This is a genomic window from bacterium, assembly GCA_026416715.1.
Taxonomy (GTDB): domain Bacteria; phylum UBP4; class UBA4092; order JAOAEQ01; family JAOAEQ01; genus JAOAEQ01.
In genome coordinates this window covers 117,194-138,309 of sequence record JAOAEQ010000004.1, presented here as the reverse complement: position 1 = coordinate 138,309, position 21,116 = coordinate 117,194, and the positions used below count along the sequence as shown (strand labels likewise).

22 protein-coding genes are annotated in these 21,116 nt (G+C 42.7%); 18 read left to right on the top strand and 4 right to left on the bottom strand.

Features of this window, described 5'->3' with window-relative positions; translation table 11 throughout:
* Positions 1 to 13 precede the first annotated feature (13 nt).
* From N3A72_02875 to hisC, 3 genes are all read right to left on the bottom strand, one after another.
* A complete protein-coding gene (locus N3A72_02875) occupies positions 14 to 892 on the bottom strand; it encodes a prephenate dehydrogenase (protein MCX7918554.1) in 879 nt (292 codons plus the stop codon).
* Between the two features lie 32 nt (positions 893 to 924).
* A complete protein-coding gene (aroF, locus tag N3A72_02870) occupies positions 925 to 1,938 on the bottom strand; it encodes a 3-deoxy-7-phosphoheptulonate synthase (protein MCX7918553.1) in 1,014 nt (337 codons plus the stop codon).
* A gap of 64 nt (positions 1,939 to 2,002) precedes the next feature.
* On the bottom strand, positions 2,003 to 3,079 hold the full coding sequence (gene hisC, locus N3A72_02865; GenBank protein ID MCX7918552.1) for a histidinol-phosphate transaminase: 1,077 nt from the start codon (positions 3,077 to 3,079) through the stop codon (positions 2,003 to 2,005).
* 255 nt (positions 3,080 to 3,334) lie between these two features.
* Between hisC and N3A72_02860 the strand changes: the two genes are divergently transcribed.
* From N3A72_02860 to N3A72_02835, 6 genes are all read left to right on the top strand, one after another.
* Positions 3,335 to 4,006 carry a peroxiredoxin gene (locus N3A72_02860; protein MCX7918551.1) on the top strand — a complete coding sequence of 224 codons (672 nt, stop codon included), beginning with the start codon at positions 3,335 to 3,337 and terminating at the stop codon, positions 4,004 to 4,006.
* Positions 4,007 to 4,324: 318 nt separating this feature from the next.
* A complete protein-coding gene (locus N3A72_02855) occupies positions 4,325 to 5,017 on the top strand; it encodes a DUF3298 and DUF4163 domain-containing protein (protein MCX7918550.1) in 693 nt (230 codons plus the stop codon).
* Between the two features lie 159 nt (positions 5,018 to 5,176).
* Positions 5,177 to 5,992, top strand: a complete 816-nt coding sequence (locus N3A72_02850; GenBank protein ID MCX7918549.1) for a ZIP family metal transporter — start codon at positions 5,177 to 5,179, stop codon at positions 5,990 to 5,992.
* 94 nt (positions 5,993 to 6,086) lie between these two features.
* Positions 6,087 to 7,112: a peptide-methionine (S)-S-oxide reductase MsrA gene (gene msrA / locus N3A72_02845; protein ID MCX7918548.1), complete on the top strand. Its 1,026-nt coding sequence runs from the start codon at positions 6,087 to 6,089 to the stop codon at positions 7,110 to 7,112.
* Positions 7,113 to 7,132: 20 nt separating this feature from the next.
* Positions 7,133 to 8,443, top strand: a complete 1,311-nt coding sequence (locus N3A72_02840; GenBank protein ID MCX7918547.1) for an ABC transporter substrate-binding protein — start codon at positions 7,133 to 7,135, stop codon at positions 8,441 to 8,443.
* 85 nt (positions 8,444 to 8,528) lie between these two features.
* Positions 8,529 to 9,524 carry a GDP-mannose 4,6-dehydratase gene (locus N3A72_02835; GenBank protein MCX7918546.1) on the top strand — a complete coding sequence of 332 codons (996 nt, stop codon included), beginning with the start codon at positions 8,529 to 8,531 and terminating at the stop codon, positions 9,522 to 9,524.
* Between the two features lie 67 nt (positions 9,525 to 9,591).
* On the opposite strand, the gene amrB is transcribed toward N3A72_02835, so the two are convergent.
* Entirely contained in the window at positions 9,592 to 11,148 is a 1,557-nt protein-coding gene (amrB, locus tag N3A72_02830; protein ID MCX7918545.1) for an AmmeMemoRadiSam system protein B, read from the bottom strand.
* Between the two features lie 198 nt (positions 11,149 to 11,346).
* Between amrB and hisF the strand changes: the two genes are divergently transcribed.
* The 12 genes from hisF (at position 11,347) to accD (ending at position 21,103) form a co-directional block, all read left to right on the top strand.
* Positions 11,347 to 12,111: an imidazole glycerol phosphate synthase subunit HisF gene (gene hisF, locus N3A72_02825; GenBank protein MCX7918544.1), complete on the top strand. Its 765-nt coding sequence runs from the start codon at positions 11,347 to 11,349 to the stop codon at positions 12,109 to 12,111.
* Between the two features lie 92 nt (positions 12,112 to 12,203).
* A complete protein-coding gene (gene hisI, locus N3A72_02820) occupies positions 12,204 to 12,587 on the top strand; it encodes a phosphoribosyl-AMP cyclohydrolase (GenBank protein MCX7918543.1) in 384 nt (127 codons plus the stop codon).
* Positions 12,588 to 12,679: 92 nt separating this feature from the next.
* Positions 12,680 to 14,155: an anthranilate synthase component I gene (trpE, locus tag N3A72_02815; protein ID MCX7918542.1), complete on the top strand. Its 1,476-nt coding sequence runs from the start codon at positions 12,680 to 12,682 to the stop codon at positions 14,153 to 14,155.
* 48 nt (positions 14,156 to 14,203) lie between these two features.
* Entirely contained in the window at positions 14,204 to 14,767 is a 564-nt protein-coding gene (locus tag N3A72_02810; protein MCX7918541.1) for an aminodeoxychorismate/anthranilate synthase component II, read from the top strand.
* Between the two features lie 47 nt (positions 14,768 to 14,814).
* A complete protein-coding gene (locus N3A72_02805) occupies positions 14,815 to 15,003 on the top strand; it encodes a hypothetical protein (GenBank protein ID MCX7918540.1) in 189 nt (62 codons plus the stop codon).
* Entirely contained in the window at positions 14,982 to 15,299 is a 318-nt protein-coding gene (locus N3A72_02800; GenBank protein MCX7918539.1) for a nucleotidyltransferase domain-containing protein, read from the top strand. The genes N3A72_02805 and N3A72_02800 overlap by 22 nt, the downstream gene beginning before the upstream one ends.
* Positions 15,300 to 15,489: 190 nt before the next feature.
* Entirely contained in the window at positions 15,490 to 16,500 is a 1,011-nt protein-coding gene (trpD, locus tag N3A72_02795; GenBank protein ID MCX7918538.1) for an anthranilate phosphoribosyltransferase, read from the top strand.
* Positions 16,501 to 16,566: 66 nt separating this feature from the next.
* Positions 16,567 to 17,355, top strand: a complete 789-nt coding sequence (gene trpC / locus N3A72_02790) for an indole-3-glycerol phosphate synthase TrpC (GenBank protein MCX7918537.1) — start codon at positions 16,567 to 16,569, stop codon at positions 17,353 to 17,355.
* Between the two features lie 129 nt (positions 17,356 to 17,484).
* A complete protein-coding gene (locus N3A72_02785) occupies positions 17,485 to 18,102 on the top strand; it encodes a phosphoribosylanthranilate isomerase (protein ID MCX7918536.1) in 618 nt (205 codons plus the stop codon).
* A gap of 54 nt (positions 18,103 to 18,156) precedes the next feature.
* Positions 18,157 to 19,353: a tryptophan synthase subunit beta gene (gene trpB, locus N3A72_02780; protein ID MCX7918535.1), complete on the top strand. Its 1,197-nt coding sequence runs from the start codon at positions 18,157 to 18,159 to the stop codon at positions 19,351 to 19,353.
* A 5-nt stretch (positions 19,354 to 19,358) separates the two neighbouring features.
* On the top strand, positions 19,359 to 20,159 hold the full coding sequence (gene trpA / locus N3A72_02775; protein MCX7918534.1) for a tryptophan synthase subunit alpha: 801 nt from the start codon (positions 19,359 to 19,361) through the stop codon (positions 20,157 to 20,159).
* Positions 20,160 to 20,218: 59 nt separating this feature from the next.
* Complete coding sequence (gene accD, locus N3A72_02770) at positions 20,219 to 21,103, top strand: acetyl-CoA carboxylase, carboxyltransferase subunit beta (GenBank protein MCX7918533.1); 885 nt, start codon at positions 20,219 to 20,221, stop codon at positions 21,101 to 21,103.
* Positions 21,104 to 21,116: the final 13 nt, after the last annotated feature.

Here is a 21,116-nt window from a genome sequence, read left to right as displayed (position 1 = left end):
ATAAGGTTATCTATTATTTAATTTTATCCCGAGCTTTCTTTGCTTGTATAAAACAGTGATATATTTCTCGGGAATCAGCGGTTTCTATTGCTCGTTTCATTCTAGTTAATTCTTTTTCAAATAGTTTTAATACCGATACAATACTGGTTTTGTTTTCTAAGCAAATATCCCGCCAGAGTTCCGGACTACTACTCGCTATTCGGGTAGTATCTTTATACCCACCGGCAGCGAGCTGAAGTACCGTTGTATCTTTTCTATTCACCTGCTCAATAGAATTAACTAAACTCGCTGCTACCAGATGGGGAAGATGACTTATCGCCGCAACATATCGGTCATGCCGTGACGGCGCTAAAAAAATGATATTTCCACCAACCGATTTCCATAACTGAGATACTTTTTGTATCGCCGGTTCTGCGGTATATTTTGTCGGGGTGATAATACATACCGCTCGGTTGAATAAATCAGCTTGTGCAGCTTCAACACCGGTTTGATCTGACCCCGCCATCGGATGACTCCCAACAAAATATACTGGAAATCGTTCTCGTTTGAGAAAACTATCCATCTGCTGAACGATAGACTGTTTGGTACTACCGACATCAGTAATAATACTACCCGCGGGTAACCAGCGACAGAGTTGTTTCGCAATCCGCACAATATCACCAACCGGCGTGCAAATAACGACTAATTCCGTATCGTTCACTGCGGATTGCCATTCCGGTTCAAGATAATATGCATCGATCGCTTGTTTCCGAACGGCACGGTCTAATCGCTGCTGATTTCTGCCTAACCCAACTACCGACCGAACCAACCGACGCTTTTTCAAAGCTAACCCGAGCGAACCACCTAATAACCCGACCCCAACAATAGCGACTTTATTAAACAGATATTTCATAGAAAATCAAACCCGAAATTTGAATATGCTGATTATAATTCTCGTCCAATAATTTGCGCGATTTGTTGCAATTCGTGCATTAACGTCGCAAATTTCTCCGGTAATAATGATTGGGAACCATCTGACCAAGCTTTTTCCGGTTCCGGATGAACTTCAATCATTAACCCGTCAGCGCCAGCTGCAATCGCTGCTCGGGATAACGGCGCTACCCACCGCCAGTGCCCTGTTCCATGACTCGGGTCAACGATGACCGGCAGATGACTCTGCTGTTTAAACGCAACGACCGCATTTAAATCTAGGGTATTCCGGGTCATTTTTTCAAACGTTCGAATTCCCCGTTCACAGAGGATAACATTATAGTTCCCTTTCGACATAATATATTCCGCTGACATTAATGTCTCTTCATAGGTTGACATCATACCCCGTTTCAGTAACACCGGTTTTTGCAGCATCCCAACCTCTTTCAACAGATTAAAATTCTGCATATTGCGTGCGCCGATTTGAATGATATCCGCATATTGCGCTACCAATTCTACATCGCGGGTATCCATCACTTCGGTAACGATACCCAAGCCGGTTTCCTGTTTCACTTTAGCGAGCATTTTCAATCCCGCTTCACCTAACCCTTGAAAACTATACGGTGAAGTACGCGGTTTAAATGCGCCACCACGGAGCATCGTTGCCCCAGCCGATTTAACTGCAAGCGCAGTCGCTAACAGTACCTCTTCTGTTTCTACCGAACATGGTCCAGCGATAATGGTGATACGTTTCCCGCCAATCGTAATCCCATCGATTTCAATAACTGAATTTTCTGATTTAAATTCACGACTCGCGAGTTTATACGGTTTTAATATCGGCAGAACTTTTTCAACTCCTGGGATAGCTTCTAACGGTTGTTCTCGCAAGATTTCTTCATCGCCGATTGCTCCGATTATAGTCCGTTTAACTCCTCTAGAGATATGTGGAGTTAACCCGAGTTCACGTATTCGGGTTAAAATATGTTCAATTTGTTCCGGAGTAGCATCCGGCCGTAAAACCAGTATCATAGTTTTTCTCTTTTACCTCTCTCCGAATTATTGAAATTCAATTTTCGAACTGAATAACCAATTTCTATGCTAAAACTTTCTGTAATGCGCGAATAAACCGTTCATTTTGCGGCATCGTCCCGATAGTCACGCGAATATACTCGGCGCCGATCTGCCGAACGATTACTCCCTGCCGTAATAAGGTTTCAAATACTCTGTTTGCGTCAGTTTTACACTTTATCAAAATGAAATTCGCTGCCGTTGGAACATATTCCAGCCCGAGTCGAGCGCATTCGGCATAGAGATATTCTTTCCCGCGCTGATTCGTTTCCCGGCTGCGAGTCACATGGTCATCATCATCTAAACTCGCTAACGCTGCAATTTGTGCCATTCGATTAACATTGAACGGTGGTCGAACTTTATGCAACATATTTAATAATTCCGGCTTCCCAAAACCATACCCGACTCGAAATCCCGCTAATCCATAGATTTTCGAAAACGTTCGTAAAATAATCACATTCTTCCCTTGCCGAAAATAATCGAACGTCTGCGGATACTCCGGACTAAGCGCATATTCATAATATGCTTCATCGAACACCACTAACACTTCCGGCGGGACATTCTCCATAAATTCAGCTACTGCGGTTTTATCCACCATCGTTCCGGTCGGATTATTCGGATTCGCTATAAACACTAACTTCGTTTTCGAAGTTATTAATTTCGCTATTGCAGGTAAATCGTAGGTATACTCACGCATCGGTGCAAATTTCATCACGCCATCCATTAACTGTACCGCTTGTTCATACCGAACAAACGAAAACGCGGAAGTCACCGCTTCATCGCCGGGCGAAATGAACGTTTGCGCGAGCATCGAGATGATTTCATCTGACCCGCTCCCGAGAATAATTTCATCCATCGAAACAGCAAATTTTTCCGCAAGTTTTTTCCGTAACGCGAATCCGCTCCCATCAGGATATAAGTTCGCTTCATCCACGGCATTGATTATCGCTTGTTTTGCAAGCGGTGATGGACCAAGTGGATTCTCATTCGAGGCGAGTTTAATTACATCCGTTAATCCCAGTTCCCGTTTTACCTCTTCAATCGGTTTCCCTGGATTGTATGGTTCCATCCCTAGCACAGTGTTCCTGACTTTTGGTATCATAATCATACCTCGTAGAATGAATATTTAGTTTAGTGCTATACGGCAACTATGATTCATTGTAATAGTTTACACGGTATTACCCTCTCTTGACAACTGGTAAATATGAAATTGCATATTGCCTAATTTAATTATTCCATGCTATTTTACTCTCGTATACATTGAATCTATTGTTATTCAAACGCGTCTAATCTGATAATTAGGGTTGAAAACTCAATTCACCCTAAAAAAATCTAAACACATTAAGGAGGGTTATCTATGGAACCCACTGGAGTAAAAAAAAGTATGCCGTTGCTAGGGGATAAATTCCCGGAAATGAAAGTTCAAACGACCCACGGTGAAAAAATGTTGCCGAATGATTATGCTGGGAAATGGTTCGTTTTATTCAGCCATCCAGCTGATTTCACGCCGGTATGTACAACTGAATTCGTCGCTTTCCAGAAACGGTATGATAAGTTTAAGGCGTTAAACTGCGAATTGATTGGATTGAGTGTTGACCAGGTATTCGCGCATATGAAATGGGAAGAATGGATTAAAGAGAAACTAAATATCGAAATCCAATTTCCGATCATTGCGGATACCGGTGCGGTAGCGGAAACGCTCGGTCTGATTCATCCAGGTAAAGGAACTAATACCGTGCGAGCGGTATTCATCGTTGATGCAAACGGAATCATCCGAATCATCTTCTATTACCCGCAAGAACTCGGTCGAAATATGGATGAGATACTCCGTGCGGTTGAAGCGATGCAGATTGCGGATAAGAATAAAGTCGCTATGCCCGCGAACTGGCCGAAAAGTGAAGTTGTTGGCGATAACCATGTTATCATTCCGCCTCCGAAAGATGTTAAAACTGCGAAAGAACGGCTGGAGAAAGCGAAATCCGGCGAGTTCGAATGTCTAGATTGGTGGCTCTGCCATAAGAAGCTATAAAACAATTGATTGTTTTACATTATTTAGATTTAAATAGGATAAACTGCGGGAGCTTGCTCCCGCTTTTTTTTTAAAGACAAGATTGCTTCCCCGGATTTCGTATGTATACTACTTCAAAGTAACCTTTGGAAAAGCAAAGCGCTAGCAAGCTTACGCAGTCAACATAATCTCGTTCTCCAAGTTTATTTTCCTTTCACCTAATTTTGTTATAATATTTCTAAAAATCTCATTCGATATGCCAAGTTTTAGCGGTCGTTAATCCGGAATTACATCGATTGATGCAGCGGTTACTCATATAAAATTTCGTCAGTAAAGATTATGGTAAAAATAAAAATAACCTCGTTAATCCTCATTCTTATATCTAGCTTGAGCAGGAGTAGTATAGCTATACCGTCATATCCGGAATGTATACGATCGGATAAGAATATTCACCAAAAAACTGATACATATCTCATTAATATTACCTATCCGTGCGTAACGAATAACATCATAAACCGAAAAATAGAGAAACTAATCCGAAATACTATCGCTGATTTTAAACATCAAATCAGTCCGAAACGGATTTCACCCGCGTGGAAGAACGAACTCTGGATAACCTATCGTATCACGCACTACTCAGAACGAATTAAAAGTATTCGATTCGATATCTATACCTTTACTGGCGGCGCGCATGGAACTACGCTCGTAGTAACGAAAACCTATGATTTTAAAACCGGCAAGGAATTAGCATTATCAGATATATTTAATTCCAAAACTGACTATTTAGTTCGAATATCAGCATTTGTCCGCCCGATACTAGCGCAAAAACTACAACCATCGCAATCGGACTGGATTAATACCGGCACGGCGCCGATATCGAAAAATTATCAAACGTTTATGCTAACCGATAAAAGTATCATCTTCATTTTCCAGCAGTATCAGGTCGGACCCCGAATTGTAGGAATTCCGGAAGTAGAACTTCCGTTTGAACAGATTCAAGATATATTAACTCCGCAATTTCGGAAAAAATAAATTGATTAACGAAGTAAGCAGATAGTGAAATAAACTTATATAGCCGCGGCTAGATAGATTTCGCCAGGCTATGTTGTTGAAGAATTCCCAAGTGATTTTAGCTAAGCTAGCTTGGGTAAATGCAAAGCGAAAGCAAGCTTTCGCAATCCACATTTATTTATGGTTCTTGATTGGTTTAAAAGTTTACATCCGGTTCTGCAAACGTTACTCGGAACGCTATTCACTTGGTCAGTCACCGCGTTCGGTGCTAGTTCCGTATTCTTATTCAAAACATTGAATCGGAAAATACTAGATAGTATGCTCGGGTTCGCTGCTGGTGTTATGATTGCTGCGAGTTTCTGGTCGCTATTAGCGCCAGCTATCGAAATGGCGGAACAGATGCGGGTTCCCGGCTGGATGCCGGCGATCGTCGGATTCCTGCTCGGCGGTGCGTTTCTCTGGTTAGTAGATAAAATTTTACCGCATTTGCATATTGAATTTCCGCTCGAACAGGCAGAAGGAATCAAAACCGACTGGCAGCGAAGTATCTTGTTGGTTCTGGCAATAACGCTCCATAATATTCCGGAAGGATTAGCGGTTGGAGTAGCGTTCGGAGCAGTTTCAGCTGGGCTACCCTCAGCATCGCTCGGAGCAGCGATAGCGTTAACAATCGGGATCGGACTGCAGAATTTTCCGGAAGGAACCGCAGTCTCAGTTCCGTTACGTCGGGAAGGATTAACCCGATTGAAAAGTTTCTGGTATGGTCAATTATCCGGATTCGTTGAACCGGTAGCTGGGGTAATTGGGGCGACTGCGGTATTGATGATAAAACCGCTGCTTCCCTATGCATTATCATTCGCTGCTGGCGCAATGATTTATGTCGTCGTTGAAGAGATTATTCCGGAATCGCAAATGCAACGGAATACGCATATCGCTACGATCGGAGCGATGCTCGGATTCGCTACCATGATGCTGCTGGATGTGGCGTTAGGATAGGAATACGGATATGAAATCAAGAATTAAATTTAGTGGGTTTATACTTTTCGTCTTTTTTATTATAATATCCTATCAGAATTATGAGGTGAATACTATGGCGATAGGTAACAATAATCAAGTCGAATATGCGACGTTTGCAGGCGGATGTTTCTGGTGTATCGAACCGGCGTTCAAACAGGTCGATGGTGTGATTACCGTAGTTTCAGGATATACCGGCGGAACCAAAAAGAATCCGACCTATGCAGAAGTTTGTACTGGTACTACCGGACATTATGAAGCGGTGCAGATAACCTTTGACCCGAAAAAAGTTTCATATCAGCAGTTATTAGATATTTTCTGGCAGCAGATTGACCCGACTGATCCGAACGGTCAGTTTGTTGACCGAGGTCCGCAATATCGAACCGCAATCTTCTATCATACCGAGGAGCAGAAGAAACTCGCAGAACAATCGAAACAGCAGTTGAACCAATCCGGTCGGTATCCAAAACCAATCGTTACCGCAATAATTCCAGCAACAACATTCTATCCGGCAGAAGAATATCATCAGGATTTTTATAAGAAATGTCCGGTACGATATAAAACGTATCGCGCTCATTCCGGTCGCGATGAATATTTAAACAAGATATGGGCGGATGCAACGACAAGTTTACTCCCATCAACGAATCCCAAACGGACATATCATAAACCGTCACCAGAAGAATTGAAAAAGAGACTTACTCCCTTGCAGTATAAGGTTACGCAAGAGAATGCGACTGAACCTGCGTTCCAGAATGAATATTGGAACGAACATCGGGACGGGATATACGTTGATATTGTTACCGGGGAACCACTATTTAGTTCGTTGGATAAATTCGATTCCGGTTGTGGCTGGCCAAGTTTCAGTAAACCGTTAGATGAGAACAATATTGTTGAAAAACCGGATTATAGTTTCATGATGGAACGAATTGAGGTTCGGAGTAAATCTGGTGACTCCCATCTCGGTCATGTGTTTCATGACGGACCGCAACCAACCGGACTGCGATATTGTATCAATTCCGCTGCGGTACGTTTTATCCCGAAAGAAGATTTGGATAAAGAAGGATATAGCGAATATAAACAATTATTCGACAAGAAAAAATAGGCGCTTGATAGGAGTTGGATATGAACAAGTATATTGTATCTTTAAGGTTAATCAGTGTACTCTGTGGATTAAGTATATTATTAAGTTGTAGCGCGCAGCAGCCGACAACGGTATCCGGACAGAAAGTTGTTTATCTGCGCTGGATGGTAGACGGTAATCCGATTCGGAAAGAGCAGATAGCTGCGTTTGAAAAATCGAATCCGGATATTAAGATTAAACCAGATTATCCAGGCGGCGATGTTGCGCTGGAACAGAAAGCGTTAACCCAGATTGCTGGCGGTGAACCGCCGGACGTATTTACCACGTATTCCATCAATTTCTTTCGGATTCTTTGCGAGAAAAAAGCGTTACTCGATTTAACCCCGTATATCCAGAAATACAACGTTGATATGACCGATTTCTGGCCGCAACTGAAACCGTATATCTATTACGACGACGGGAAAATCTATGGCCTACCGGATAATATGACGAATCTCGTATTGTATTATAATAAACGATTGTTTGACGAAGCTGGAGTATCCTATCCGACCGAACATTGGACGTTAGATGATATGCTCGACGCTGCAAAAAAACTGACGAAACGCGACCCGAAAACAGGTCGAGTTATCCATTACGGAGTCTATTATTGGAAAGAAGTCCAGCCGATAATCTGGCAATTCGGTGGTAAGATGTATTCTGATGATGGGAAAAGATGTACGCTCGATTCTCCGGAATGCTTAGCTGGTATCCAGTTCTTATATGATTTACAGTACAAACATCGGGTGATGCCCACGTTAGCGGAAGAGAACCAGATGGCAACGTTAGGGAATTGGGGCGGTGCGATGAACCTATTCGCTGCGGAAAAAGTTGCGATGTTGGTTAGTGGCAGATATATGACGGTGAGTTATCGTCAGCGGAAAGAGTTAGATTGGTCAATTGCGCCGTTACCGCAAGGGAAATATCCAGCGAATTATGCGTTTAGTAAAAGTTTTGTTATACCGTATAATGCTAAACATCCGGAAGAATCGTTCCGATTCGTTAAATTTCTAGCGGAAAAAGAAGACCAGCTTATCGTTACCCGAACCGGCGACGGGATTCCCAGCCGGATATCAGTTGCGCAACTGCCGGAATTCCTATTCAATCCCGAGTTCCCGAAAGAAGATAAGAACCAGATTTATCTCGATGGGATGAAAATCGCGAGAACGGAACAGGTTTCACCGTATGTTTCCGGATTTGAAGTATCTCGAATCCTGAAAGATGAATTCGATAAACTCTGGGCGAAAAAACAGTCGCCGAAAGAAACGGTGACCAACGCCGCGAAAAAAATCAATGCGATAATGCAAAAATCATAGACCGTGAATTGAATAAATGACCGCGAAATAAAGCGATACTGAATTTTCGTTATCATTCGAGATATTCGTGGCAATATTATATAATATGAAATGCTTGATTACCGGTGTAGCTGGATTTATCGGGTCGCATCTTGCGGAGAAATTGGTTGAACTCGGGTACCAGGTGGTAGGAATTGATTGTTTCACCGACTATTATCCACGAGCAATTAAAGAACGGAACCTCGCAAACCTGCTGAATCAAAAACAGTTTACGTTTATTGAAGCGAATTTGGTTTCGGTTAGAGCTGAAGATTTTCAGCCTCTACTCGATGTAGATTATATATTCCATCAAGCGGCGCAAGCAGGCGTTCGTGCGAGTTGGGGCACAACCTTCGCTAGTTATACCGAAAATAATATTCTCGCTACCCAACGGTTATTAGAAGCGATTAAAACCTATCAACCATCGAATCTAAAACGGTTGATTTATGCTTCTTCATCTTCAATCTATGGCGATACGGATATTCTCCCGATGAAAGAAGATAACCGCCTCCAGCCGATTTCACCCTATGGCGTAACTAAACTTGCGGCGGAACATCTCTGTTATCTCTATTGGAAAAACTTTGGGATTCCAACGGTATCATTACGGTATTTTACTGTTTACGGACCACGGCAGCGGCCGGATATGGCGTTCCATAAATTTATCACCGCTATGCTAAAACAAGAACCGGTGATCATCTATGATGACGGGAACCAAACCCGGGATTTCACCTATATCGCCGATATTATTCACGGGAACATTCTAGCGATGGAAAAAGGTCGGCCAGGGCAAGCGTATAATCTCGGCGGCGGACATCGGGTTACATTAAATGATTTGTTAGATTTACTCGATGAACTTATTGGAATGAAAAGCAAACGGGTATATCAGGAGAAACAGAAAGGTGATGTTCGCGATACGCTCGCGGATACGACAAAAGCAAACATCGAACTTGGTTTTCAACCTTCTTTCGACCTGAAACAAGGTTTAACCAACCAGATAGAATCGATAAAAAAAGCAAATCCAAATGACAAAACCCAAATATCAAATAAATCCTTGAATCAATAGCAATCATTGAATAATTTAAGGATGTAACGATTTATTTGGATTTTGAACTTTGAAAAATTCAGATTTATTATTTCTCTCCGAAAACTTGTGATGTATAGATATATATCTGCGTGTTTTTATCTTTCCATGCATCTTTCGGTAGTCCGGCTTTATGCTCGCAGAGATGTTCGAGCATCTGGGTGCGTGTCCAACCCTGTTCAACCGCAACTTCCGGAAGATAGGTTCCGCTACGGTATCCGGAACGGATATATACCCCATGTTTGCCAACGATAATCTCGTTCACATCAGAAATCGGCTTTAAATCCGAGAGAACCGATATTTTGATTTTAATATTCGCTAATTCATCTACTTTAACCAGATAAAATCGCGGGTCTTGCGTTGCCGCAGCAATCGTCATTTCTTTAACCACTTGATACAACGGCATATCTCGACCGAAATGACCGATACACCCGCGTAACTGCCCATCTTTCATCAAGGTAACAAACGCTCCCCAATTTTCGGTTAACACTTCATACATCGGTTTATATTCTAGGGTTCTGCTATGGCGGATATAAGTTTCAAGCGTATTCCGTGCAAGTTTAAGCAGTTCTTTTTGCGCACGGTCATCTAGTTGAGGTTCCCATTTTTTAAGTTCAGTCGTCTGCTTCGTTGCGGTGAGTAACAAATCTAATATTGCAGATTGCGGATTGCAGATTGCAGATTGTTGTTCTATTTTTGATTTCGGATTTTGAATTTTGGATTTGATGATCGCTACTGCACCATAGCCAACTACCCAGGATAAATCGTTAGTAATTTCATACGAGTTCCCGTATTTTAATACTATCCCTTGTTTCGCACCAAGCGATTTCGCAATTATAATTGCAGTCATAACTCCCGCTTCCCCGCAAGGGATACCGTTCAATCCATTCGGATTAAGCTTCTGCATTGCCGTTAGAGCGATATCATCGGTTTTTTTCGCTTCATCCAGTTTCGGATATTGGAGATGGGATAAATCGGTACTCGCAACAATAAGAATCTTTTTCGATTTCTGTTGGTTGATAGCGGTGAAAATAGCTTTTGCTAACGGTTCAGCGAGTTCCGATCGGTTAACCAGAATCGGGACGATTCTGAAGTTCTTCAACGTCCCCTGGAGAAATGGTAGCTGATTTTCAACCGAATGTTCTCCTTGGAAAGCGTCTGGATTAAATTTTATTAAAGTTTGATTTGCTTTTTCTATACTTTTCGCTAACTCGGTATCAATCTCAAGTTTCCCGAGCGGACTCTGCCAAACTCCTCGGTCATAAATCGCCGCATTGGTTAACGGATACCGATGCGCTAATCCGAGCAGGATAACCGTATCATACTGTTTTCCTTCGATCTGTTTATAAGCATAGGCGGCAATTGGACCGGAATAGGGATATCCTGCATGGGGTGAAATTAACGCAACTATTTCGCCAGGTAACGATGCGGTTGTTGCTTTGCTCAAGAATCCATTTACCATCGTAGTTAATTCTTTTTCATTGGCTGGGAACCACCGTCCAGCAGAACTCGTCCAGTACACTTCTGTTTCTTTGGCAATAAGAAAACTCGAACTGATTAAAACGAATAAAATGAGTATATACATCCGATTTTGATTTTGTTGCATACGTTTAACTCCTCAATGAATTTAATATCCCTGATATTGTTATGGTTAAATATATAACTCTTTCCCACTCTTGTCAAGCTTGATAAACGGTTGATTAACCAGAAGTAACTAAATTATGCTAAAATAAACAATATTTAATCTACACAGATTGAATCGCTGTAATCTATATTATAGAATCTGTGTACTCTGTGGTTATATATGTTAGCGAAACGGATTATTCCCTGTTTAGATGTTAAAGATGGCCGGGTGGTTAAAGGAGTCAATTTCCTGAATCTCCGTGATGCCGGTGACCCGGTAGAAGTCGCGCATATCTATGATGAAGAAGGTGCGGATGAATTGGTGTTCCTGGATATCACCGCATCGTATGAGAAGCGGAATATTATGCTCGATGTGGTCTATCGGACAGCAGAAGTCGCGTTTATGCCGGTAACCGTCGGCGGTGGAATTCGAACTATAGATGATATTCGAAACCTACTTAAAGCCGGAGCGGATAAGGTTTCAATCAACACTGCAGCAGTCGAAAATCCGGAGTTTGTTAAAGCTGCATCTGACCGATTCGGAGCGCAATGTATTGTCGTAGCAATCGATGCGAAACGAAAGAAGACCAGCCCTCTTTCCTGGGAAGTATATATCCATGGAGGGAGAACACCGACTGGACTCGATGCTATCGAATGGGCACAACAGGTTGAAAAATATGGTGCTGGCGAAATCTTATTAACTAGTATGGATCGAGATGGTACGCAAGATGGCTATGATTTAGAGTTAACCGCAGCGATTGCTGAAGCAACGAATATCCCCATCATCGCTTCCGGTGGGGTCGGAACGTTAGACCATCTCTATGAAGGGTTAACCATTGGGAAAGCGGATGCGGTTTTAGCGGCATCAATTTTCCATTATCGGACTTATACGATTCGCGAAGCGAAAGAATATCTTAAACAGAAAGGTGTCCCGATACGATTATAATTCCGATAAGGTCAAGACTAAGAGAGTGAAGAGTTACCAAGAATATTTTGATTCCGGTTAATTCAAACCAATTTCTCTTGACTACATACTATATGAAAGAAATACTTAATCAAATCAAGTTTGATGAAAAAGGGTTGGTGTGCGTTATCATTCAAGATGCGAATAATAATGAAGTTTTAATGGTTGCATATATGAATCAAGAAGCGCTAGTTGAAACTTTAACGGATGGTAAGACTTGTTTTTACAGCCGGTCACGGCAGAAACTATGGCGGAAAGGAGAAACTTCTGGGCATATTCAGAAAGTGAAAGAGGTATATATCGATTGCGATGGCGATGCGGTTTTGATTAAAGTCGAACAAATCGGTGGTGCATGTCATACCGGATATCGTTCCTGTTTTTTCCGGAAAGTAGAGAAAGATACCTGCGTTGAATGCGGCGAAAAAGTGTTTGATGAGAAGAAAGTATATAAAAAATAGAACCACAGAGGATACTGAGAACAACAGAGAAAAATAGAATGTAAAAGATATATTTATTCAGTTTTTCTCTGCGGTCTCTGTGGTTAATTGTTATGATATATCCATCGTTAGCTGAGTTTCGTGAAAAAGCGAAACAAGGCAATCTTATCCCAGTTTATAAAGAAATCTTAGCGGATATCGAGACGCCGGTTTCCGCATTCCGGAAACTCATGCATCAAGAGTATGCGTTTTTATTAGAGAGCGTTGAAGGAGGCGAAAAAATCGCTCGATATTCGTTTCTCGGCGTAAATCCTTCTCTGATTTTCAAGAGTAAAGGGAACGAAATCCAAATTATTCGCGGTGGTTTCATTGAAAAGAAAACGGTGAATGACCCGTTGGATTCGCTCAAACAACTCTTACGCAAATATACAAGCGTTCCCGACCCGAATCTACCACGGTTTTACGGCGGTGCGGTCGGGTATTTGAGTTATGATATGGTGCGATTTATGGAAGTGCTTCCGGATAAGAATCCTGACGACCTAGCGGTACCGGATGCGTATTTTATGTTCACCGACGCGATTCTAATCTTCGACCATGTCCAGCATAAAATCAAGGTGGTTTCTAATGCGCATATTGAGAATAGCGATATTGATACCGCATATTTCTCTGCAGTTGACCAGATCCAGCAGTTGATTGAAATTCTGCGCGAACCGGTCGAACCGAGTAAACCGAGAATTGATAAACATCCGATGCATGAATTCAGCTCGAATTTTACGCAATCGGAATTTGAATCCGCTGTTGAACGCGCGCTGGAATATATTCGAGCGGGCGATATTTTCCAAGTTGTTCTTGCCCAACGGTTACAGACGAACATTTCCGCTGACCCGTTTGATATCTATCGTGCGTTACGGTCGGTTAATCCGTCTCCGTATATGTATTATCTGCAATTTGGTGATTTGAAATTAGCGGGGTCATCGCCGGAAGTTATGGTTCGCGTAGAAAATCGCGTGGTTGAAGTAAGACCAATTGCAGGAACGCGGCGTCGTGGCAAATCTGAGAAAGAAGATGATGATTTGATTGAAGATTTGTTAGCTGACCCGAAAGAACGGGCGGAACATATTATGCTGGTTGATTTAGGTCGAAATGATGTCGGTCGCGTGAGTAAATATGGTACCGTTGAAGTAACGGATTTAATGACGATCGAGAAATATTCGCATGTTATGCATATCGTGAGCAATGTTCGTGGCGAATTAAACGATGGACTCGATGAATTCGATGCGTTACGTGCTTGTTTCCCAGCGGGAACCGTTACGGGCGCGCCGAAAATTCGCGCGATGGAGATTATCGACGAACTTGAACCGACAAGGAGAGGAATATATGCGGGTGCGGTCGGGTATTTCAGTTTCAGTGGTAACCTTGATACCTGCATAACCATTCGAACGATTCTGATTAAAGACGATACCGCTTATATTTCGGTAGGGGCGGGATTAGTTGCGGATTCGGTTCCTGCGAATGAATTTCAGGAAACGATGAATAAAGCGAAAGCGATGCTGCGCGCAATTGAACTGGCAGAAGAAGGACTTGAATAAAGACTCATTTCAAAATGCAAAATTAGCATTGTAAATTTTAAATTTAATATGATATTAGTAATCGATAACTACGATTCTTTCACGTATAATCTCGTTCAATACCTTGGCGAACTGGGTCAGGATATTAAAGTCTATCGCAACGATAAGATAGATTTGGATACCATTCGGAAACTGAACCCGTCGAAAATTGTCATTTCACCTGGTCCGAAAACGCCGAAAGAAGCGGCGATTTCGAATGATATTCTGCGGGAGATTAGCCCGAATATTCCGACGCTTGGTGTATGTCTTGGTCATCAATGTATCGGCTATGTTTACGGTGGGGTGGTGAAACGCGCTGACCGATTAATGCATGGGAAAACCTGTTTGATTTACCATAATGAACAAACGATATTCCAGAATATAGAAAATCCATTTGAAGCAACGCGATATCATTCGCTCATCGTTGAACGAGAAACATTACCGCCGGTGCTTGAAATCATCGCTTGGACTGACCAGAACGAAATTATGGGACTCCGGCATAAACAATACCCGATTTGGGGCGTCCAATTCCATCCGGAATCGGTCTTAACGAAAGTCGGAAAACCGATTTTAAACAATTTCGTAAAACTCTAGAGAGATTAAAACAAACTCCACCGAAAGTGCATAACCTGATATATTTAGTGAACAAAATCGGAATAAAACCACCGGAAAAACTGGCACGTTTTTTTGTTAAATTGAATGAAGCAAATCTAATAACTCGGTATCCGGAAGATATAGATATATTACAGAAAGAATATACGGAAGTGATAACCAGCGAAATTGTTTCGAACAGCGAGGAAGCGATAGCATGGATAAAAACCAAGTTTTAGAAATTATTGCTCGGTTTCGTAAAGTAATTGAGTTGAAAGGGATTAAGGTGGATCGGTTAATATTATTCGGTTCTTATGTAACTGGAACTGCTCGAGAAGGTAGCGATATTGATTTGGTAGTTATCTCCGAAGATTTTGCTGATAAAAACTATTGGGAACGGATTGAAATATTATCAGATGCTATTTATGAAATTTTTGAGCCGATTGAAGCGGTTGCAATGACTCCTACAGAATGGAATAATGAAAAATCAATGATTGTTAATTTTGCGAAATCCGGCGAATTGGTTATCGGATAATTTGCATCCACGATTATTGCATTTCTTCTTTTGGGTAACTTCTTAAACTTCTAGCCACGGATTCATACAGAACACCTGCAAAAAAACACTAGATATTGTATAATTATCATACATTAATCATTCTACTATAATTGTGATTATCAGAGGTAAATAGGTATTTATCCGTTTCGTGAATCGAGGTTTTCAATTTATGATTAAGGAAGCGATATCTAAATTAGTCGAAAAACAGGATTTAACCCGTGAAGAAGCGGTAACCGTGATGAACGAGATTATGTCCGGAGAAGCGACGGAAGCGCAAATCGGGTCGTTTATCACTGCGCTACGGATGAAAGGGGAAACGGTAGAAGAAATCACTGGCTGTGCGCTGGTGATGCGGGAAAAAGCGACGAAAATCCAGACTACTCGCCAGCCGGTAGTTGATACCTGCGGAACCGGCGGTGACCGCAGCGGAACGTTTAACATCTCAACCTGTGCAGCGTTCGTTGCGGCAGGAGCAGGATGTATTGTTGCGAAACATGGGAATCGGTCGGTATCAAGTTCTTGCGGAAGTGCGGATGTTTTGAAAGCGCTCGGTGTGAAAATTGATGTTGATATCACAGTAACCGAACGATGCGTGAATGAACTGGGGATAGGGTTTCTGTTTGCGCCGTTATATCATAGTGCGATGAAATATGCGATTGGACCCCGGCAGCAAATCGGAATTCGAACCATATTTAATATTCTCGGTCCGTTAACCAATCCAGCTGGGGCAACCGCGCAGGTGCTTGGGGTATATTCCGCAGAGTTAACGGATACGCTAGCAGCGGTTCTGAAAGAACTGGGATCGAACCATGCGCTCGTTGTGCATGGGTCGGATAAACTCGATGAAATAACCATTACCGGAGATACGAAAATCGTTGAACTGAAACAAGGGAAACTAATGGATTATTATGTTGACCCGAAAGATTTCGGATTCAATCCGGCGCCGTTATCCAGTATCAAAGGCGGCACCCCGGAAGAAAACGCACAAATAATACTTGAGGTTCTTAAAGGCAAACCTGGTCCGCGACGTGATATCGTTCTCATGAACGCTGGCGCAGCGATTCTCGTTTCCGATTTAGCCAATACCCTCGCGGAAGGCGTCGCTAAAGCTGCGCAATCCATTGATTCCGGTGCCGCTTTTGATAAACTTGAACAATTGAAGAAACTCACCAATGCATAACCTGCACGTTTTCAAGGAGTTTTGATTCGGTTCATTCGCTAGCAACTAATTCATTCGGCAACTATTATGATTTTAGACGAAATTATTTTTTATAAGAAACAGGAAGTAGCTAACCGGAAACAGCAGGTTTCCCTGCACGAACTTAAACGCAGTCTAGCTGCGCAGAAAGTTATCCCGCGAGATTTCGCTGCCGCTATCTCTCGGAAACCGGGAGAAAAAATCAAACTGATTGCGGAAATTAAAAAAGCTTCCCCTAGCGCTGGGGTAATCCGACCGGAGTTCAATCCGAGTCAAATCGCTGAAATATATGAACGAACCGGAGCGAATGCAATTTCGGTTCTAACCGATGAAAAGTTTTTCTCTGGAAGATTGGAATATCTAGCGCAGGTTAGGTCTCGAGTTTCCCTACCGTTATTGCGGAAAGATTTTATTATTGATGCATATCAAATATATGAATCAGCGATTGCTGGCGCAGATGCGATTCTGCTCATTGTTGCCGCATTAGATAATACCCAACTTCAGGAATTTAACGAACTTGCTCAGAAAGAAGTCGGACTATATACGCTCGTTGAAGTTCATAACCAGCGGGAACTCGACCGGGCGCTAAAAATCGAACCGGAAATAATTGGGATAAATAACCGAGACCTGAAATCCTTCACAGTTGACCTTGCCACAACCGAACGGTTAATCTCCGATATCCCAAAAGAATGTATTATCGTTGCTGAAAGTGGGATAAAAACCCGAGATGATGTTCTGAGAATGCAATCGCTCGGAGTTGATGCCCTGCTCATCGGAGAAACGTTCATGCGGAACCACGATATCGCATTGAAAATAAAAGAGTTATACGGTTTATAACCTGTTTATGTATCCCGAACAGGAAGGACAGAGATATGGAATTTGAACAGGTCAACGCTCATTTCACTATACCGAGTCAAGTTAATTAGATTTGACAAACTTGGGATTAACAGGTAAGGTATTTATATTATGATAAAAATCAAAATTTGCGGTATAACCAACTTAGCGGATGCGGAAAAAGCGGTTGAACTTGGCGCAGATGCGCTCGGTTTCATCTTTTCAAAAAGCCCTCGGCGGATTGATGCGGAAATCGCAACGGAAATAATTAAACAGTTACCGCCGTTTATTACCACGGTAGGCGTTTTCGTTAACGAGTCTGCAGAAGTAGTTAAACATATCGCTAGCGTCTGCCGACTGAATGTTCTCCAGTTCCATGGCGATGAACTCCCCGAATATTGTAGTCAGTTCGGCAGAAAGGTTATAAAATCGTTTCGGGTTAAAAATCCGGATGATTTATCAATGTTGCCTGGGTATAAAGGGATAGTTTCAGCATATCTGCTCGATTCCCGAGTTAAAGGGAAACGGGGCGGCACGGGGGAAACGTTCGATTGGGAGTTAGCGAAAATCGCACTACCGTATGGGCGGGTTATTCTCGCTGGGGGATTAACCCCGGAAAATGTTGCAGAAGCAATTCAAGCGGTAAATCCGTATGCGGTTGATGTGAGTACCGGTGTCGAATCATCTCCTGGCAAGAAAGACTTTGAGAAGATGAGACGATTTATTGAAGCAGTGCGGAAGTTTGGTTAGTCAGAACAGCTATAAATTCCAAGGCAAAATGCTATATTGTCAAAATTGAACAATATGTCTATACGAAAAATGTTACCTAATCGAAGTGGTCATTTCGATATTTTCGGCGGGAAATTTGCGCCGGAAACGTTAATGCCGTGTCTCGACGAACTCGAGTATGCTTATCGGAAAGCGAAAACCGACCCGGCGTTTACGAAAGAATTGAATTATTATCTGCAAGAATATGCTGGGCGGCCAACTCCACTCTATTTCGCTGAACGGTTAACGAAATATCTCGGTGGTGCGAAAATATATCTGAAACGGGAAGATTTATGTCATACCGGCGCGCATAAAATAAATAATACTATCGGTCAGGCATTATTAACCAAACGAATGGGGAAACCGCGAGTGATTGCAGAAACCGGCGCTGGTCAGCATGGGGTAGCAACCGCAACGGTTGCCGCGTTATTCAACCTGACCTGCGATATCTATATGGGAGAAGAAGATTGCCATCGGCAAGCATTGAACGTTTTCCGAATGGAATTGCTAGGAGCGCGAGTTATCCCAGTCAAATCAGGGAGTAGAACGTTAAAAGATGCAATTAATGAAGCGTTTCGCGATTGGATAACTAATGTTCGAGATACCAACTATATCTTCGGTTCGGTAAGTGGAGTGCATCCGTTCCCGATGATGGTTCGCGATTTCCAATCAGTTATCGGCAAAGAAACGAAACGGCAGATTCAACAGAAAGAAGGTAGATTACCGGATTATCTCGTAGCTTGCGTCGGTGGTGGCAGTAATGCGATCGGATTATTTTATCCGTTTTATTGGGATACATCGGTTAAATTTATCGGCGTTGAAGCTGCTGGGTTAGGGATGAAAACCGGAAAACATGCGGCATCGTTATGTGCGGGGTCAATCGGCGTTCTGCATGGCAGTAAAAGTTATGTTCTGCAGGATAACAATGGACAGATTCTGCCAACGCATTCGATTTCCGCTGGACTCGATTACCCCGGAGTTGGGCCTGAGCATAGCTTCTATAAAAAGAGCGGTCGTGCAGAATATGTTGCGATAACTGATAAAGAAGCGCTGGCAGCGTTCCAGCTTTTAGCGGAACTGGAAGGCATTATCCCGGCGTTAGAAAGCGCCCATGCAGTCGCATATACCTGCAAACTTGCGCCGAAACTGAAAAAGAACCAGATTATCGTTATCAACCTTTCCGGTCGGGGAGATAAAGATGTGCAGCAGGTAAGTAAACATTGCGGAAAATAGCGATTATGTCAAGAATTCAACATAAATTTGAAATAACCAAACAAGAGAATCGGGCAGCGTTAATCGCGTATATTACCGCTGGTGACCCGGATTTGGGAACAACTGAAAAACTGGTGTTAGCATTAGCAGAATCCGGAGCGGATATCATCGAGTTAGGGATTCCATTTTCTGACCCGATAGCTGACGGACCAACGATTCAGAAAGCATCACAACGAGCGCTAGCTAGAGGAACGCAACTTAGAAATGTTATTGCTCTGGTTAAAGAGTTGCGAAACCAAACGCAAATTCCACTGGTATTTATGTCATATTATAATCCAATCCTGCAATATGGGATAGAAAAGTTCGCACAGGATGGAGTTAACGCCGGACTCGATGGCGTTATCGTTCCGGATTTACCGCCTGAAGAAGCGAACGAACTTATCCAAGCATCACGGAAAACTGGGTTAGATACGATTTTCCTATTAGCGCCGACTAGTACTCCTGCTCGAATAAAATTAGTTGCAAAAAGTAGTAGCGGTTTTGTATACTATGTATCTCTAACTGGGGTAACCGGCGTAAGGAAACAGGTTGCAACTGATATTGCTGCATCAATTAGAAAGATTAAACGGTTGACGGATAAACCGGTTGCGGTCGGATTCGGGATTTCAAATCCGGCGCAGGTTCGGCAGATAGTCAACTGGGGTGCGGATGGCGTTATCGTCGGCAGTGCGATTGTTAATCTCATCGAGCAGAATATCGGGAAGCAAGATTTAGTTCATCAAGTAGCAAAATTTGTTAAACGGTTAGCTCAAGGTACTAAAGGTTAAGGTTCAATAGGGAAAATTTCCATTTGACATTTGGATTTTGATATTGGGATGTAATGTATATGGCTTGGTTTAAAAAACCGGAATATACCACGTTATCTGTTCCGAAAGAAAAGAAGCGGGTTCAAATTCCAGACGGTTTATGGACGAAATGCGAGGAATGTTCCGCGATTCTCGATAATAAACAGTTGGAAGCGAATCTAAAAGTATGCCCGAAATGCGGGTATCATTTTCGGATTTCGGCAAAAGAACGGATAGCATATACGCTCGATACCGGAAGTTTCGTTGAATTCGATGCGCAGATTCAATCTGCCGACCCGCTTGAATTCACGGATTCGAAGAGGTATCCAGCTCGGATAGCAGAATCGGTGAAAAAACTTGGTATCAACGAAGCGATAATCTGCGGCGAAGGAAAAATCAATGGTATTCCTGTTGCAATCGGGATAATGGAATTCGGGTTTATCGGCGGCAGTATGGGGTCAGTGGTTGGCGAAAAGGTCACGCGAACGATTGAACGTGGGTTAGCCACGAACATGCCGGTCGTGATTATTTCAACTACTGGCGGAGCGCGAATGCAGGAAGGGATATTATCCTTAATGCAGATGGCGAAAACCAGCGCCGCATTATCGAAATTAGCGCAAGCGCGAATTCCGTATATTTCGGTGTTAACGAATCCGACAACTGCGGGAGTCATGGCATCATACGCATCACTGGGCGATGTGGTGATTGCCGAACCGAAAGCGTTAATCGGATTTGCTGGACCGCGGGTTATCGAGCAGACTATCCGTCAGCAGTTACCGCCAGGATTCCAGCGGTCAGAATTTTTATTAGAACACGGATTTATTGATATTATCGTTGATCGCCGGGAATTAAAAAATACGATCGCGCAGGTTATTACCCTGTTAACGAATAACCAATCCAGGAATCCATTTCGCTCAAACTGTTAAATGCGCAACCTTG